The organism is Colwellia sp. BRX8-7 (assembly GCF_014077275.1).
Lineage (GTDB): Bacteria > Pseudomonadota > Gammaproteobacteria > Enterobacterales > Alteromonadaceae > Colwellia_A.
In genome coordinates this window covers 1-888 of record NZ_JACGVP010000073.1, presented here as the reverse complement: position 1 = coordinate 888, position 888 = coordinate 1, and the positions used below count along the sequence as shown (strand labels likewise).

Annotated in this window: 2 protein-coding genes; both read left to right on the top strand. The window is 34.9% G+C overall.

Features of this window, described 5'->3' with window-relative positions; translation table 11 throughout:
* The first annotated feature begins 130 nt into the window (after positions 1-130).
* Positions 131-346, top strand: a complete 216-nt coding sequence (locus H4J57_RS19490; protein WP_182243990.1) for a hypothetical protein — start codon at positions 131-133, stop codon at positions 344-346.
* Between the two features lie 339 nt (positions 347-685).
* Positions 686-888, top strand: a 203-nt coding sequence (locus H4J57_RS19485; protein ID WP_182243989.1) for an Arm DNA-binding domain-containing protein, incomplete at its 3' end; no start/stop codon positions are given.

Here is an 888-nt window from a genome sequence, read left to right as displayed (position 1 = left end):
GATACAAAATAGTTAGGTGTTCATACACATAACAAGCCATTCAAGCAGGACTTTTAACAGTTGGTTAGGTTCCGCTACGCTTCACATTTTAACCAACAATTAAAAGCCTCTTAATGGGGCGTTATATGCCATGAATGAAGTCAATATCACTGTTGTCATTTTAATACTCGCCACAATTCATTTAGTGTGTGCCAGTGTTGTGCTATTTTTGATTTCTAAAAGTATAAATCGTTTACGTAAACTTAAACGTAATAAGTATATTTTTGCTCATATTGAAAAGTTAAATAGTCATAAACTTTTGGTTATGGTTTTACCGTTAATTGGACCAATAGTTGGTTTGCCTTAGTCAATGGCTTAGAAGTAGGTATTCCTGAAGAAGGGCTTAAGGTAAACGATCCGGGAGAGTCTAGTTCTATATCGGATGGAGAGTAGTAAACGGCATATAACAAGCTGTTTAACAAGGACAAAATACAGTTGGCTGTTTTCGTTCCTCAACATTTTAGCCAACTAAATTTTGCCTATTAACAGGGCGATAACTTCGTAATCCTTTAAATATCATCATGAACCACAATGAACAATAACGTCACCTATCTAACTGATATTAAACATTAATGTTTAATTGTTCTTGATTGTTCGTTGTAGCATAATGATGTTGCTACAAATGAGCTACAAGGATGATTACTATATGCCAATTAAAAGCAAGATAACCGTAACCAATATCAAAAATCTAGTACCTTCGGATAAACGCTTAAATGATACTGAGATTTCTGGCTTTCATGCCCGTATAACCCCATTAGGTTTGATCACTTATTACCTGTTTTATCGCTTAAACGGAAAACAGGTTAATTACCGATTAGGTGTTGATGGTCAAATGACACCTGCTCAAGC